This is a genomic window from Methylobacterium sp. C25 (assembly GCF_021352225.1).
GTDB lineage: Bacteria > Pseudomonadota > Alphaproteobacteria > Rhizobiales > Beijerinckiaceae > Methylobacterium.
The window spans coordinates 41,998-56,769 of sequence record NZ_JAAUVI010000018.1; the positions used below are offsets into that span (position 1 = coordinate 41,998).

General features: G+C 67.8%; 11 protein-coding genes. 4 read left to right on the plus strand and 7 right to left on the minus strand.

The genetic code is table 11. The annotated features are described in order from the left end of the window. Nucleotide 1: 1 nt before the first annotated feature. The 4 genes from HCU64_RS24390 to HCU64_RS24405 form a co-directional block, all read right to left on the minus strand. Entirely contained in the window at nt 2-1,093 is a 1,092-nt protein-coding gene (locus HCU64_RS24390; RefSeq protein WP_233387011.1) for a hypothetical protein, read from the minus strand. 96 nt (nt 1,094-1,189) lie between these two features. Beyond that, nucleotides 1,190-2,716, minus strand: a complete 1,527-nt coding sequence (locus HCU64_RS24395; RefSeq protein ID WP_233387012.1) for a heme biosynthesis protein HemY — start codon at nt 2,714-2,716, stop codon at nt 1,190-1,192. Between the two features lie 165 nt (nt 2,717-2,881). Beyond that, on the minus strand, nt 2,882-4,672 hold the full coding sequence (locus HCU64_RS24400) for a hypothetical protein (protein ID WP_233387014.1): 1,791 nt from the start codon (nt 4,670-4,672) through the stop codon (nt 2,882-2,884). Between the two features lie 483 nt (nt 4,673-5,155). Then, nucleotides 5,156-5,860 carry a uroporphyrinogen-III synthase gene (locus tag HCU64_RS24405; RefSeq protein WP_233387016.1) on the minus strand — a complete coding sequence of 235 codons (705 nt, stop codon included), beginning with the start codon at nt 5,858-5,860 and terminating at the stop codon, nt 5,156-5,158. Nucleotides 5,861-6,027: 167 nt separating this feature from the next. Between HCU64_RS24405 and tsaD the strand changes: the two genes are divergently transcribed. The 3 genes from tsaD to HCU64_RS24420 all read left to right on the plus strand — a co-directional run bounded on the left by tsaD (nt 6,028) and on the right by HCU64_RS24420 (nt 10,649). Further along, nucleotides 6,028-7,077 (plus strand): tRNA (adenosine(37)-N6)-threonylcarbamoyltransferase complex transferase subunit TsaD, encoded by a 1,050-nt coding sequence (gene tsaD / locus HCU64_RS24410; RefSeq protein ID WP_233387019.1) that lies wholly within the window; start codon nt 6,028-6,030, stop codon nt 7,075-7,077. A 271-nt stretch (nt 7,078-7,348) separates the two neighbouring features. Further along, complete coding sequence (locus tag HCU64_RS24415) at nt 7,349-9,586, plus strand: mechanosensitive ion channel family protein (protein ID WP_233387021.1); 2,238 nt, start codon at nt 7,349-7,351, stop codon at nt 9,584-9,586. A gap of 58 nt (nt 9,587-9,644) precedes the next feature. Continuing rightward, nucleotides 9,645-10,649 (plus strand): NAD(P)H-dependent glycerol-3-phosphate dehydrogenase, encoded by a 1,005-nt coding sequence (locus tag HCU64_RS24420; RefSeq protein ID WP_233387023.1) that lies wholly within the window; start codon nt 9,645-9,647, stop codon nt 10,647-10,649. Between the two features lie 12 nt (nt 10,650-10,661). On the opposite strand, the gene HCU64_RS24425 is transcribed toward HCU64_RS24420, so the two are convergent. The 3 genes from HCU64_RS24425 to HCU64_RS24435 form a co-directional block, all read right to left on the minus strand. Beyond that, nucleotides 10,662-11,879: a CaiB/BaiF CoA transferase family protein gene (locus tag HCU64_RS24425; protein WP_233387025.1), complete on the minus strand. Its 1,218-nt coding sequence runs from the start codon at nt 11,877-11,879 to the stop codon at nt 10,662-10,664. 25 nt (nt 11,880-11,904) lie between these two features. Continuing rightward, on the minus strand, nt 11,905-13,221 hold the full coding sequence (locus tag HCU64_RS24430; protein ID WP_233387027.1) for an MFS transporter: 1,317 nt from the start codon (nt 13,219-13,221) through the stop codon (nt 11,905-11,907). 103 nt (nt 13,222-13,324) lie between these two features. Further along, a complete protein-coding gene (locus tag HCU64_RS24435) occupies nt 13,325-14,419 on the minus strand; it encodes a threonine aldolase family protein (RefSeq protein ID WP_233387033.1) in 1,095 nt (364 codons plus the stop codon). 155 nt (nt 14,420-14,574) lie between these two features. Between HCU64_RS24435 and HCU64_RS24440 the strand changes: the two genes are divergently transcribed. Next, nucleotides 14,575-14,772, plus strand: a 198-nt coding sequence (locus tag HCU64_RS24440) for a hypothetical protein (protein WP_233387029.1), incomplete at its 3' end; no start/stop codon positions are given.

Below are 14,772 nucleotides of genomic sequence, written 5' to 3' on the forward strand. Positions count from 1 at the left end.
CTTAGACCGTCTGCCGCGCGCGGGCCGGCAGGATATCGCGCGGGGAGATCCGCTCGGCCACCGCTCGCGGCTTGTCGGCATCCGGCGCGTAATAGGGACGGTGCTCGACGCCCGCTGCCCGCTCAGGCAACCGGATGTCGAGAACAGCCGCGAGGAGATCGCGCGAAGCCGGTCGCGTCAGAGAGCGGAAGAGCTGGACCAGCGAAAAGACTCGGTCGGCAGAGCGCGCGACGGTCGCGTTCAGCGTCAGAAAGACATAGACCGCCTCGGCCTCGCTGAGGTCGGCCGCGCGCAAGGCCAGCGTCAACAAATCATAGCGCGAGGCGGGATTTGGCGCTGACGTAAGGAAGTTCGCCGGAAGCCCGAGCGCCCCAGCAAGCGCCGCCGTAAAGCCTTTGACGTCTCCATCTCGCGACAGGTCGGTGAGCGTCTCGCCAAGACCGCGCGGAGCCTGCGGATGCGAGCGCAGGGACGCCGTCGCCGCAACAGCCTCGTGGATTTTCGAACGCAACGCCGGCTCCGCATGCAGCCAGAGCGGAGCAACATCGGCAGCAGCAACGTCAGGCCGCGCGAGCAAAGCACCGGCGATGTCCGCGTCGTGACGTGCTCGCCTCATCAACTCCTCGAAGGTCGAGCGGTCGAGCATCGTGTCGGGAAGTGTCGGATCGACGGCTTCGGCAGTGCGGCTCGATCTGAGGTCGCGCTCGGCACGGGCTGCGATGGCCGCGCCGACGTCAGTGCCAGATGCCAGGGCGGCAGCGATGACAGCCGGTTCGAGCAAGTGCGCGGACTCGATCACCTCCAGGCAGGCCTCTCCGCCACGGCTCGCGAGAGCAGCGAGCACCGCTTGCGGAGTTTCGGGACAGGAGGCGAGCTTGCGCGCGACGGTGAGCAGGGTTTCGTCGTCGACGGTCGAGATCAAGCCTGTCGCGAGCGAGGCGAAGGAGGACAGCACGGCCCGGTCGCGGATCGGCGCAGCCAGAAACAGATCGGTCTGAACCCGCAGGATGACCGGTTTCAGGTCTAGCCCCGGATCGCGCGACAGTTCGATGAGGCCGGTGACGTCCGGCGTGTCGCTGACGGATGAGGTCATGGGCTTTCGATAACGCAGAACTCGCTTTGCCCAAGTTAAGCAAGTTTGCGTGAATCGAGCTTTAAGCCGCGCGGATCGCGGATGTCCCGGCCTCGCTCAGGAGAGGCCGCGTAGCTCCGGCGGCTCATTGTTGCCCGCTGGCTGTCCGACCTTGAAAACGGGCGGCACGGGCGGCGTGCCGCTGTCGACGAGGTAGGCGCTTCCCGCCACAGGATCGCCTTTCGGCTTGGCCGCCAGCAGGGGGCCGTCGGCGCGAGCTACGGGCGAGGCGAGGTTCTTCATCGACTGCGATGCCGTCTCCGGCTCGTGCTCCGCATCGTCATCCGAGGGTCCTCCAAGCAGCTCCGGCGGCGTCTTCCAGACAAAGGCGTCGACACGTCCGGAAATCGGCGAGACGGGTGCCCAGCGTTCGGAGACGATGCCGTCGGCGATCCAGGCCGGATCGCGCGGGGCACGGGTGGCGCGGGCAAGCCACTCGCGGGCGAGGCCGGTCTCGGCCCCGTGTTCTGCTTGCTCGATCCGGGCCATCTGCATGCAGGTCCGCACCGTCGGATGATCCGCGACCAGAGGCGCCAAAACCTCGCGACCCTTGGCGAAATCCCGTGCCTCGGTGGCCGCGTGGGCCACCGCGAGGCGCGCCTCCGGGTGCCAGCTCGACAGCCGCGCCAGAACCTCGGCGCGATTGAGCCGGTCCTGTGTGGAATCACCCGGGCGCAGCGTCAGATAGACCTTGGCGAGATCCGGATGCGGCTCGGCTTTCCAGGCCGTCTGTAGCACCTTCGCCGCCTTGCGCAGGTCGCCCTTGCGGGCGAGCAGTCGGCCCGCGATGCAGGCAGCTGGCACAAGATCCGGCACGAGGCTCACTGCCTTCTGCGCCTCGACGAGAGCCGCTTCCGGCTCGCCGGCCTCGTGGAGTTGGGCGGAGGCCGTCAGCAAGACCGCGCGCTGACGGCGGGCAGCGTTCTTGTCCATCAGGCCGAGGGATGCGCGGCGCTCGACGGTCTCCGTCGCGCCCGCCCAATCGCCATCCGCGCATTGCGCTTCGAGCACGGCATCGTTCGCCCAGGTTACGCTGGGCGCCAGTCGCGCCGCCTCGGTCGCATAGGCGCGCGCTGCCGTGTCGTCTTCGCGGCGGCGTGCCTCGACATAAAGTCCGCGCAGGCCGAGCACGCGCGTCTCCGGATCGTCCGCCATGCTGCGGAAGGCTTTTTCCGCCGCGTCGCGGTCGCCAGAGATCTGGGCCGCCTGCGCCTTCAGCAGCAGGGTCAGCGGCTGGGCGCCGAGCAGGCGCTCTGCGTCTCCCGCATGGCGCCGGGCCGCCAGCGGATCACCCGAGCCGACGGCGATCATGCCGCGCGAGAGCGCCGACATGCCCTTGGCGCGGCGGCGTTCTCGGGTGGAGCGGCTCAGGAAGCCCGGCAGCCCCACCACCCCGCGCACCACCGCGAGAATGATTCCGACAACCAGTACGGCGACAAGCACGCCGACCAGGGCCACTGCGAGGCTGACGCCGATTTGGTAGCCGCTCCAGACGATGGTGACGGTACCGGGATGGTCGGCCACCCAGACGGCGCCGACGGCGGCAACGGCCAGGAGGGCGAGGAAGACGAGAGCGCGCCACATTCGGTCAAGAACTCCAGAACGTCGAATGGCCAGATCGCGAGGGAGCGGCCGCGCTGAACTGTTGCTGTTTAACATGGGCCGGCGGCGGCACGTCATCCGCGCCGCCGATCGGTACCTGGATCGTCCACCCCACTTTCGGGATGCTTTCCAAGGCAGATGGCACGCTCAGCGACCGGCGGCCGGCGCCGAGAGCGCCTTGAAGGCATCGGCCTGCAGCGCCTGAGCGGATACGCGGGCGTCGGCTGTGGCTTTCAGCCGGGTACCGAACTCCTTGGCCTGGGCACGGGCATCCTCGGGCATCGCCGCGAAGGCCTTGGCTGCCGCATCGAGGCGACCTCGATCGAGCGCCTCCTGCACCTTGGCCTCAGGCTCGTCGTCTGCCGCCGGCGCTGCTGCGGTGCCACCATTGGAGCCACCGGACGGCCCGACGCGCTTCACGTGCACAACAGATTCCGCCATTCCCAGCAGGCGGTCGCCGATGCTGCCACTGGAGGCACGGGCGGCCGAACGGGACGCGCGTCGCGCCGAAGCGATCTTCTCCGCGATCGGGCGAAATTCTTCAGCAAGCACGGAAGTGGTCGGGGCCCCTGCATCGGCGAAGGCCGCCAGCGGCTGAAGCGCGGCGCCGTCTCTCGGATCGTTGCCACGCAGGCTCGCCAACGCATCCGCGTAAGGGGCACCGGAGGACAGGGCATCCGAAATGCGATTGGCTGCAACGGCGCGCAGCGCGGCCTGGACCGTCACCGCCTTCGCACTGCCGTCGACCGTCTTGTCGAGCACCGCGATGCGGTCACCCTGCTCCTGCAGACGGCGATCGACCGCCTTTGCAGCCTCCTCGGCCTGGACTTTGCCCGCCTCAGCCGTTTGGCGGCTGGCCTGGGTCGCCTGCTGAACGGCTTCGGTCGCCGTGGCGATCCGGCCATCGAGCGATTGCTGCATCTGGTCGATCCGTTGGCCGAGCGCCTTGTCGGCTGCCTCGTTCGCCTTGGCGCGAGCTTCGACATCGCCCTGTAGCGCTGCGAGCTTCGGGGCCAGATCCTCTTCGGGAACGGCAGCCCCCTGCGCCTGGCCCTTGGCCTCGAGCGCTTTCAAACGGACGTCGATGTCGGCGAGGCGCACCGGATCCTCACCGTTGCGCGCGGTGCCGGACTTCGCGTCCGATCCCGGGTCGCGGCCCGGCTCTTCCTGCAGGGCTGAGACGCGCTGATCGAGAGCATCCAGACGCGCTGACAGATCGACTGATGCCGCAGGCGCTCCCTCGGCCGAGGGGGCACCAGAGGAGCCCGACGTCTTCTGCAGCGCCTGATCCGCCTTCTCGCTCGCGCTCGATGCGGCGGCCTGGGCCTTGGTAATCGCTTCGGGGAGTGGCTTCAGCGCGGCCTCGTTGGTGCTCACCCGCTTGTCGAGGGCCGCGACGGTGCTGCCAGAGGCGAGCGACGCGATGCGCTTATCGAGTTCATCGAGCCGTGCACGTTCGCCCTTTGGCGCCAGCGCACCCGTCTGTGCGAGCAGGAACAGCAGGACTGCACCGATCAGACCACCGATCAGGCCGGCGATGGCCAGCGGGGCAAAGCCGGGGCCTGACGCTGTAGTGACAGCACCCCCGGTTGGTGGCGCGCTGCTCGTCTCTTTCGTCGTCGGCTTGGCGCCCGGCGGACCGGCGGGGCGGTTTGCCTTGAGGTCGATGATCGGGCCGTCGGTCAGCGCATCGTCCCGGCCCACGCGCGCCGCGCCCGGCTGCGCCTTGGCCGACGCGCCAGACGGATTCGGACCCGAGCCGGACTTGTCGGCTCCGGCCGTACTGCTGCCGGTGGCGCCGCCCTTGATCGGTTCGCTCGGCTTGGGTGCGCCAGATCCTGCAGAGGGCGAAGCGGGTGGTACCGCGCTGCTACCGGTCGCGCCGGGCTTCGCTGGCGGTACGGGTTCCGGTCCGGATGTCCTCGCAGAATCGCCCACTGCCGATTTCGGTACGGCGTTGGCGGATGATGCGCTGGACGACGCCGTGTTCGGCCCAGAACTGCCGGCGGCCGATGAGGCGGAGCCGCCACCTCCGATCGTCGCCTTCACGTCCGTGTCTTTGCCGGTGCCGTCTTTCGGAACGGCTTGTGATGCAGAAGATGCGCTCTCCGACGGTTTTGCTCCAGCGGCGCTCGACGCGCTGTCACTGCTGCCGATGGCACCGGGTTTTGTCGGCTCACTCGCCTTTGGAGCCTCGGCGGCCTTCACGGTTGCGCTTGGCGCCATCGTGCTGCTGCCAGTCGAACCGGGCTTGGCCGGCGCCGACCCAGGTTTTCCGGATCCGTCCGGTCGGTCGCCGGGTTTGCCGCGCTCGTCTGCCGGTGATGTCACGGGCGTGTCGTCCCTCTCGTTCGGCCGTTCGCCGGCCCCGCCGTCTTTCGCCGGCTTGGTCTCTTCGTCCCGCTCGTGCAAGGGCTGCGTTCAGGCCGGTTCGGGAAGACCGGCCAGAAGCGCGTCCTCGCTCGGCTGTGCCGCAACGAAATGGGCCGCGAGCCCGGCCTCGACCAGGGGTAAGGCCACGTCTGCGGACAGGCAGTAGTGATCCACTATCCGAAATGGTGCGTCGAGTCCGGCAGATTGCGTGAGCCACAAGGCCGCCTCCGCGCTGCGGCGGGAATAATGGAGTGCTACCGCGAGATTGCCGACGCGAAGGGCTTTCTCCACCGGCCCGGGGAGGGCGGCAACCACCCGCGCCGCGTAGGCCTCCCAGGCGGTCACAGCGTAGCCCGCCGCAGCAAGGCTCGCTGCCGGCTCGGCCTTGCGGTCTTCGCCGGCCGCGTGCAGCAGGCGTGCGCCGGATGGCAGGCGTGATGCGACGAGGCGCGACAGCGCCATCGCGTCGCCACCCGCCTCATGCACCCGATCGAGACCGGCCGCCTGGGCTGCATCGGCCGTCGCCCGGCCGACGGCAAAGATCGGACATTCCATGGCCGTGCTACTCTCGGCGAGGGCAGCGGCGCCATGAGCGCTGGTAAGCAGTACGGCATCGAACCGGCCGATGGGCTTCGGCCTCCCGGTGGCGGCAACCACGAGAACCGGCGCAACGACGGGCTCGTGCCCGAGCGCACGCAGCTTTTCGGCCGTCCGCGAGGCGCCCGGTTCGGGACGGGCTACCCAGATCCGCATCGAGCCTCCCTCGGTTCGGCCGCGCTGTTCGGCGCGATCGATCTGCCGTAAACCCTCGGCCCATCCTTTTCCATGTATGCTCGGTCCATCCAGGCCGGGTCGACAACGAACCCAGCCCTTCCGGCGACCTGGCCTGCCACGGCCAACGCCTCCGTGAGCGAAATCCGATGAAGATTCTCGGCATCGAGACCACCTGCGACGAGACCGCCGCTGCGGTAGTCGCCAAGCCCGACGGCGACGAGCAGGGCGGACGGATCCTTTCCAACGAGGTGCTGAGCCAGATCGCCGAGCACGCGGCCTATGGCGGCGTGGTGCCGGAAATCGCTGCGCGCGCCCATGTCGAAGTGCTCGACCGCCTGATCGAGCGCGCCCTGGACAAGGCCGGCACGACGCTGGCGGAGCTCGACGGCATCGCTGTCGCCGCAGGGCCGGGCTTGATCGGCGGCGTGCTGGTCGGGCTCGTCACGGCAAAATCCCTGGCGCTCGTCTCGCGCAAGCCGCTGCTCGCAATCAACCACCTCGAGGCGCACGCCCTGACGCCGCGCCTCACTGATGGGGTCGCTTTCCCGTATCTGCTGCTGCTCGCGTCGGGCGGCCATACCCAACTCGTGGCGGTGAGAGGCGTGGGCGACTACGTCCGGCTCGGTGGGACCATCGACGACGCGATCGGCGAGGCCTTCGACAAGGTCGCGAAGCTGCTTGGGCTCGGTTACCCGGGTGGTCCGCAAGTCGAGCGCATGGCCGAGGCTGGCAACCCCGAACGCTTCGCCCTGCCGCGGCCGATGCTCGGCCGGCGCGAGGCTGATTTTTCCCTGTCGGGGCTCAAGACGGCCCTGCGCATCGAGGTGGAGAAGATCGCTCCGCTGGCGCGCGCCGACGTGGCCGATCTCTGTGCGAGCTTTCAGGCCGCCGTGGTCGACGTCGTCGCCGACCGGGTGCGCGTGGCCCTGCGCGGTTTCGATGCCGTCGCCGGCCGGCCGACGGCCCTCGTGGCGTCCGGCGGCGTCGCCGCGAATGGGGCTATCCGGCGAGCGTTGGCGGCGCAGGCCGGGCAGGTCGGCCTCAGCTTCGTCGCCCCGCCGCTGCCGCTCTGCGGCGACAATGGCGCGATGATCGCCTGGGCCGGGCTCGAGCGCCTGCGCGCAGGTTACGTCGACGACCTGACGGCACCCGCACGCGCCCGTTGGCCATTCGCGGCGGCGGCCACAGCAGCCTGAATCCGGTCAACCGACGATCGAGACGGGTTGTCCTCGATCGCGATCCTTGTGTGGTTCGGCAGGTGACGGAAGACGGCATGGCAGACCTGCAGGCATTGAACAGGGATTCAGTGCTGCTCGCCCGCCGACGACTGATCTTGTCCAGGTATTGTGGACCGAGCAGACCGCCGCGCGAGGTGAAATGCGGCGAGAATGTGTTCCAAACGTCAATGGTTGACCTTGGATCGCGGCCACCTAGCTTCCGGCCGACTTCCACCGTCTTCGGAACGCAATGCACTCCATCCTGCGCCTGCTGCTCGTCCTCATCACCGTTACCTTCGTTTCCGCCCCGAGCTTCGCCGGTGATCCCAGCTGGACTGGCACCTGGAACACACGCTGGCGCCAGGGCGGTGCGCGGATGGCGCTGCAGCAGGAAGGCAGTCACGTCCATGGCACTTACCTGTCATACGACGGTTCGATCGAAGGCGAAGTACACGGGCGGACTCTGAAGGGGCGCTGGATTCAGGGGCAGCGTTCGGGCGGTATCGAGTTCGTCCTTGCCAATGACGGCCAGACCTTCATGGGCCGCTTCGACACGGGCGAGTGGTGGACCGGTGGGCGGACCGCTGGCAATCCGGAGGCGCTTGGCATTGACCAGCGCGGCCCGCGTCAGGCGCTGCGCACTTTCGCCGGTGCCGGCAACAGTGCCCGCTACGACGCGCCGGACCAAATGACCCGCGCCGTCTCCGTCATCGACTTCGGAGAGCATACCGGCTCCATCAATCCGGAGCAGAAGCTCGGGCTGGCGCAGACGCTGTTCAACCTCGTCGACCAGACCACCTTCCGCCTTCACGGCATTCCGGGTCGAAAGACTGACAAGGACGCGATCGATCTCAAGCTCGAGCAGGCCGGCACCGGCGCGATGCTGCCGCTGCATCTCGTCAAGAAGGACGACAAGTGGTTCATCGCAATGCCTGACGAGGCTGCGCTGGAGGCGGGTCGCAAGGCCCTGTTCGCCCGCTCGGGAGGCCGACCGCCGAGCCCTGAGGCCTACAAGCTGCGCAAGAACGCGCGCGATGCCATGCGCAGCTTCACCCGCGCCTTCTCGGAGTGGGAGGCGGGCGGCCGCGCCCAGGCGCTCTCGACCCTCGACACCTCTGAGCTCAGCGAGGCGGTCCGCGACGATCAGGGCGTGCTGGCGCTCCAGTATCTGAACGGGATCATGAACCGCATCGGGCTGATGGCCCCGCAGGAGATTTCGGACGATCCCCAAAATCGGGAGCCCCTCGTCGTCTTCAGCCATCCGGCAGGGCGTATCGTCCTCGCGCCAAAGGGCACCGGCGACGCCATGAGCTGGAAATTCACCGCCGAGACCCTTCGCAGCGCGCGCGACCTCTACATCGCCGTCGAGGAGATGCCGGCGGCGGATGCCAAGGGGCTTCCAGCCCCGCCTTCGGTTTTCTTCAAGGTCCGCAAATGGGTGCGCGGTATCGCGCCGCCGATGCTGACGGAGTTCGGCCCGCTCGAAGCGTGGCAGATCACCGGCTGGGCCACGATCATCCTGGCGGCGATTGGGCTCGGATGGCTGATCGCCCGGGCGATCCTGGTCTTCCTCGTGCGCTCCGTCGGCGAGGCCGACCCGCGGGCGGCGCGCCGCGCCTTCCGCTGGCCGCTTTGGGGCACCGTCGTTTTTCTCGTCTACAACGCCCTGGTTCCGGCGCTCGGCCTGCCCGACCTCGCGACACGCATTTCGGTCGGCGTGACTGGCGTCATGCTCGCCATCTCGGTGATGTGGCTTGGCTGGCGTCTTATCGATGCGGTGGTCGCCCGTTACTTCACGGGCGGGGAGGGCGGCCGCATGACCATGGACAACATCCTGGTCTCCCTCGGCTTCGGCGCCCTGAAGATCGCGCTGATCGCGGCGGGACTGACCTACATCGCGATCCAGCTTTCGCTGCCTTACGAGGGCGTGGTGGCGAGCTTGTCCATCGGCGGTCTTGCAGTGGCCTTCGCCTCGCGTGAAACCCTGTCGAACGTCTTCGGCGCCGGCATCCTCGCGATCGATCGACCATTCCGGCGCGGCGACTGGATCGCCACGGGCGACACGAAAGGCACCGTGGAACATGTCGGCATCCGCTCGACGCGGGTGCGCACGGCCGACGACAGCCTCATCATCGTGCCGAACGGCAAGCTCTCCGACGCGACGGTGAACAACCTCGGCACACGCCGCTTCCATCTGAACTCGGCCAAGCTCCCAATTCCTTACGAGACCAGCGTTCCGCAGATCGAAGCGCTTGTTTCAGGCATGAAGGAGCTCGTGTCCGACATCCCGGAATCGACACCGGAGCGCACCTCGGTCGCGGTTTCAGCGCTGAGCCAGGACGGGATCGAAGTGACGCTGAAATACGGCCTCGACGTCCGCAACGGCGCAAACGAGACCGAGATCGTCAACCGCTTGATGCTGAACATCCTGCGGCTCTGCGAGCGTCTCGGCATCCGAGGCGATGGCGAGACACCCGTCGCGGCCTGATGCGACGTTGACGGCACCGTCGAGACGACAGAGGGTGCCGCCGAAGACGGGAGATTCCATGAGCGTCGAGAGCGGACGAGCCAATCGCATCGTCGTTGTCGGCGGCGGCTCGTGGGGCACGGCCTTGGCGAATGCTGCAGCCTGTGCCGGGCGGGACGTCACACTCTGGCTACGCGATCCGGCTTCCGCCGAACGGCTCCAGAAGACCCGCGACAACACCCGTTATCTGCCCGGCATCCCATTACACGAAGAGGTCCGGGCGACGAGCGACGAAAGCGTCCTGTCGGAGGCGGGGTGCGTCCTTCTCGTGACCCCGGCCCAGACCGTGCGTGAGGTGCTCGGGCAGCTCCGACCGCATCTCGGCGCTGCCGCCCTGGTTCTCTGCGCGAAGGGAATCGAGCGGGGCACCGACTCGTTCATGAGCGACGTCGCCGCAGAGGCCATGCCTTCCTCGACCGTCGCCGTGCTGTCGGGTCCGAGCTTCGCCACGGACGTCGCCCGCGGCCTGCCGACCGCCGTGACGCTCGCCTGCGCCGACGCCGCGGAGGCGGCCCGGCTCGCGGGCTTGATCTCCGGCCCGGCCTTCCGGCTCTATCACACCGACGACGTGCGCGGCGTCGAGATAGGAGGCGCCGGCAAGAACGTGCTCGCCATCGCCTCGGGCATTGTCGCTGGGCGCGGCCTCGGCGAGAGCGCCAGGGCTGCCCTCATTGCTCGCGCCTTCGCCGAGTTGATGCGGTTCGCGAAGGCGTTTGGCGGACGACCCGAGACGCTGATGGGCCTGTCCGGGCTCGGCGACCTCGTGCTGACGGCTTCGTCCCCGCAATCGCGGAACTTCGCCTTCGGCGACCGTCTCGGCCGAGGCGCCTCGCCGGAAAAGGCCTCCGGCGGCAAGCTCGCCGAGGGCGCCTTCACCGCAGCGGCGCTGATCGATCTGGCGAAGGCCCGCAATCTCGAGATGCCGATCGCCGAAGCCGTGGCTGACGTCGTGTCCGGCGCGTCCGATGTCGACGGGGTGGTGGCACGGCTTCTCGCCCGGCCCCTCAAGGCCGAAACGGACTGAAAGCCCAGCCGGTCAGGCTTCGCGAATGACCCCGCTTGCGAGCAGCGCCTCGATCGCCGCCGTGTCGTAGCCGGCCTCCGACAGGATCTCGCGACCGTGCTGGCCGAAGGTCGGGGCCGGTCCGTGCACGCGCCCAGGCGTCTGCGAGAATTTCACCGGAAGCCCCAGCGTGCTCATGCGCCCTGCCTTCGGATGGTTGACGTCGACCACCATCTCGCGGGCGAGCGTCTGCGGGTCTCGCTGCATGGCGAGCACGTCGAGGACCGGACCGGCCGGAACGCCGCCGGCTTCGAGCCGCGCCAGCCAAGTCGCCGAATCCTGTTTGCGGAAATGCGGGGCAAGCGCCGCGACCAGATCCTCACGATGGGCCATGCGGTCGCGGTTCGCTGCGAAGCGCGGATCGTTCGACAATTCCTCGACGCCGAGCACGCCGAGCAGCCGCAGCCAGTTGGTCTGGTTAGCGGCGCCGATGGTGATCCAGCCATCGGCCGTCTCAAAGGCCTCGTAGGGGGCGTTGAGCGGATGGGCCGAGCCCATCGGGCCGGGGGCGACGCCGGTCGCCATGGCGATGGCCGATTGCCAGTAGGTGAGGGTGATGCCGGCCTCGAACAGCGAGGTGTCGACGACCTGGCCCTCCCCCGTCTTGAGCTTGTGCGTGTAGGCGGCGAGCACGCCCATGGCCGCGAGGATACCGGCGGTGATGTCGGTGACCGGCGGCCCGCATTTCATCGGAGGCCGACCCGGCCCTTCCCCAGTGATGCTCATCAGCCCGCTCATACCCTGGGCGACGAGATCGAACCCCGCGCGGTCCGCATAAGGGCCAGTACGGCCGAACCCGGACAGAGCGCAGTAGATCAGACCGGGAAACTCCTGGCGCAGCGTCTCGTAGCCGAGCCCAAGCTTCTCCATCGTGCCGCCGCGGTAATTCTCGATGAGCACGTCGGCGTCGGCGAGCAGGCGGCGGAGCACCGCCTTGCCCTCCGGGCTCTTGAGATCCAGCGCGATGCCGCGCTTGCCGCGGTTCATCATCATGTAGGCGGCGCTCTCGCCCTCGATCGAGGGCGGGACCGAGCGGCGGGTATCGTCCCCGCCGTCGATCTTCTCCACCTTGATGACCTCGGCGCCCATGTCGCCGAGCATCAGGCCGCAGACTGGCCCGGCCATGATGTGGGCCAGCTCGATGACGCGGACCCCCACGAGGGGGCCCTGGCCCGTGCGTTTCTCCGTCATGCCGTCCCTTCGTCCAGCGTGAGGGTCAGGCGGCCTTCTTCAAGCCGCTCGGTGCCGTCGTGTCCGTAGATGTATCCTCGAACTTGCGATCGGGATGCATCGTGAAGGCGAGGACGGCGCCGAGCAGGCAGAGACCGATCGAGCCCATGAAAGGCAGCGTCCAGTCCCCGGTCTTGTCGACGACGAAGCCGAACACGATCGGCGAGACGATCGCCGCCACGGCCGAGCCGGTGTTCATCAACCCGCTCGCCGTGCCGGCATATTTCGGGGCGATGTCCATCGGCACGGACCAGATCGGTCCAATCACCAGCTCGGCGAAGAAGAAGCCCGACGAGAGCAGCAGCGCGACGTAGGTCAGGTCCTTGGTGTAGAACACGCCGGTTAGGCTCGCAGCAGCGCCGAGGAAGCCGACCACGATGATGGAGAGCCGAGCGAGCTTGATGCTGCCAGTCTTCTTCAGGATGCCGTCGCTGAGAAGGCCGCCCAGCGTGTCGCCGACGACGCCGGCGAAGAACACGCCCGAGGCGAACAGTGCCGAGTTCTTCAGGTCGAGCCCGTAGCTCTCCTTGAAGAAGGTCGGGATCCAGCCGAGGAACAGCCACAGCGTCCAGCCGTAGCAGAAATAGGTGATCGTCACCGGCGCGATGCGCTTGGTCAGAGCCCACCACGGCACGGCCTGCGAGGTACCCGGCGCACGCGGAGCCGGCAGCACGTCGAGCTCAGCCTGGGTAATGCCTTTGTGATCGGCCGGGTTGTCGCGGAAATAGATGTACCAGATCGCGACCCAGACGAAGCTCGCGCAGCCCAGGATCACGAAGCAGTAACGCCAGCCGACATGGTAGATCAGGAAGGCGACGATCGGCGGAGCGACCGCGTTGCCGAGGCGCGCGAAGGCGTGGGTGATGCCTTGCGCGAAGCCGCGCTTGCCCGGTGCCGTCCAGTTCTGCATGGCGCGGGTCGCGGTCGGGAAGGTCGCGCCCTCGCCGAAGCCGAGCAGCACGCGGGCCAGGAACAGGCTCACGATGCCGCCGACGAGGCCGGTCAGGATGGTGGCCACGGCCCAGATCATGCCGCAGATGAACAGCGTGCGCCGCGCGCCGAACTTGTCGCCGACCGAACCGCCGATGACCTGGAAGATCGCGTAGGGGTAGGCAAAGGCCGAGAGGATGAGACCGAACTCGGTCTTCGACATCCCGAGCTCTTTCATGATCTCGCCGCCAGCCGTCGCGACGTTCACGCGGTCGAGATAGGTGATGAAGTACATCAGGCACAGCAACAGCAGCACGCTGTTCGTTGCGCTGATGAGCGGCGGTTTCCGCTTAGCCTCGATCGGCGGCGTCATGGGCGTTTCCCTCGAAAAATTCTTGTTGTCGTTGGTTCTTGCCGGTCCACGCGGCGACGTTGGCGTCGGGCGATCGTCGTCCGCGTCGTATAATGCATTTTCTTTACTGGGCGAGTGATCCCGCCTGCAACCGTACGGATGAGCTGTGGGGCGTTTCTGCGCGCTTCGCGAAAGCCGACGCCTTGGCCAGGATCACCTCCGCCGCCCGCTCGCTGCCTGCCCGGTCGACGTCGAGATTGGCCGTGACGCGAATCTGCTCGCGACCGATCGCGCGAATGCGGACACCGTCCTTCAGGCAGGCCTCGGCGAATTCGGCAGCGCTGATGCCGAGGCCAGCCACCGAGAAGCAGAGGATGTTGGACTGGCCCGCTGTCTCGTCGAAAGCGAGGCCCGGCGCTTTGCGGACCGCCTCGTGGATGCGGTGCGCGTTGGCGTTGTCCTCGGCCAGTTGCTCGATGTGGTGATCGAGCGCGTAAATCCCGGCAGCGGCGAGGACGCCGCTCTGCCGCATGGCGCCGCCGAGCCTGTACTTCCAGCGCCAGGCCTCGATCACGAATTCCTTCGAGCCGCAGAGCACCGCTCCAACAGGGCAGCCGAGCCCCTTGCTGAGATCGATCCAGGCGCTGTCGAAGCCCTCTGCGTAATCCTTGGCCGAGATGCCGGTGGCGGCGACGGCGTTGAGCAGGCGCGCGCCGTCGATATGCGCCTTCAATCCCATCGAGTGGGCGAGGTCGCGGATCGCTCGCATCACACCGAGATCCCAGACGGTACCGCCCGAGAAGCTCGTGGTCTGCTCGATAGAGATCAAAGCGGAGCGCGGCGCTGTGCGCTGAGGAACCCGGATCGCGGCCTCGGCCTGCTCCAGGGTGTAGAGCCCGACGCGGGTCGGCAGCGGCTTCACTGACACGCCGCCGATGGCAGCCGCGCCAGCGGCCTCGGTGTTGTACATGTGCGATTGGTCGTCGCAGATGATTTCGTCGCCGGCTCGGGTCTGAACCAGGATGGACGCCAAGTTGCACATGGTGCCCGAGGGCATGAAGACACCGTCCTCCATGCCGAGCATTGCTGCTACGCGCTCGCAGAGCGCGTTTGTGGTCGGATCTGAGCCCGATTGCTCGTCGCCGACCTCTGCGCGGGCCATGGCCTCGCGCATCCCGGCGGTCGGACGGGTCTGGGTGTCGCTGAACAGATCGATGATCACGGGTCGCGAGCCTCGCGGGCGTTCGAGTGCGTCGGAGTCAGCAGCTGGTACGCCGCCTCTTCGCGGATTGTATTTTGTATTCAGATCGCAGATTATGCCGGTTCCAGGGTAATGGTGGCCAGCCCCGAAAGCGGACAATACGGAAAAAAACCATGGGAGCGAGCGCAGGGTCACAGGTTTTGTCTGCAGCGGACGAGGGCTTCGCTCGACGGCTGAAAGGCGCCTTGCAGGGTGATGTTCGTTTCGATGCGTTCACGCGCGGTCGCTACAGCACGGATGCGTCGATCTACCAGATCATGCCGGCCGGCGTGGTCCTGCCGAAGAGCCGGGCCGATCTCGGCGCGACGCTG

Coding starts and splice junctions, on each gene's coding strand:
- HCU64_RS24390 (WP_233387011.1), bottom strand. CDS start 1,093: ATGACCTCATCCGTCAGCGACACGCCGGACGTCACCGGCCTCATCGAA.
- HCU64_RS24395 (WP_233387012.1), bottom strand. CDS start 2,716: ATGTGGCGCGCTCTCGTCTTCCTCGCCCTCCTGGCCGTTGCCGCCGTC.
- HCU64_RS24405 (WP_233387016.1), bottom strand. CDS start 5,860: ATGCGGATCTGGGTAGCCCGTCCCGAACCGGGCGCCTCGCGGACGGCC.
- tsaD (WP_233387019.1), top strand. CDS start 6,028: ATGAAGATTCTCGGCATCGAGACCACCTGCGACGAGACCGCCGCTGCG.
- HCU64_RS24415 (WP_233387021.1), top strand. CDS start 7,349: ATGCACTCCATCCTGCGCCTGCTGCTCGTCCTCATCACCGTTACCTTC.
- HCU64_RS24420 (WP_233387023.1), top strand. CDS start 9,645: ATGAGCGTCGAGAGCGGACGAGCCAATCGCATCGTCGTTGTCGGCGGC.
- HCU64_RS24425 (WP_233387025.1), bottom strand. CDS start 11,879: ATGACGGAGAAACGCACGGGCCAGGGCCCCCTCGTGGGGGTCCGCGTC.
- HCU64_RS24430 (WP_233387027.1), bottom strand. CDS start 13,221: ATGACGCCGCCGATCGAGGCTAAGCGGAAACCGCCGCTCATCAGCGCA.